The 584-nt window shown below is 61.6% G+C and carries 1 protein-coding gene; it reads left to right on the forward strand.

Annotated elements, in window-relative coordinates:
• The coding region (argC, locus tag ACXJKG_RS21380) for an N-acetyl-gamma-glutamyl-phosphate reductase (RefSeq protein WP_456847721.1) at window positions 1-584 on the forward strand (584 nt) is incomplete at both ends.

The following is a 584-nucleotide window of genomic DNA, read 5'->3' on the forward strand; positions in this document are numbered from 1 at the left end:
AGGCGCCGGAGACCAAAGTGGTCGATCTCTCTGCCGACTTCCGGCTCGAGGACGCTGCTGCCTATGCCAAGTGGTACGGCCACGAGCATCATGCGCTGGAGCTGCAGAAGGAAGCCGTCTACGGCCTCGTCGAGCTTTATCGGCGTGACATCAAAAAGGCGCGGCTCATCGCCAATCCCGGCTGCTACACATCATGCGCGATCCTGCCGCTGGTGCCGCTGCTGAAGGCGCGCGCCATCGAGACCGATGAGATCGTGATCGACGCCAAGTCCGGCATGACCGGAGCAGGGCGTTCCGCCAAGGAAGAGATGCTGTTCTCCGAAGTGTCCGAAGGCTTCAACGCCTATGGTGTCGGCCATCACCGGCACATGGCAGAACTCGATCAGGAGTTCTCCAAGGCTGCCGGCAAGGAGGTGGTCGTGAGCTTCACGCCGCATCTGCTGCCGCAGAACCGCGGCATTCTCTCGACCATCTATGTGCGGGGGCGGCGCGGCAAGACGGCGCAGGATCTCCACGAGGTGCTTGTGAAGCAGTATGAGAAGGAGCCGTTCGTACACATCCTGCCATTTGGCAAGACGCCGCAT

Source organism: Cellulomonas sp. P5_C6 (assembly GCF_054049635.1).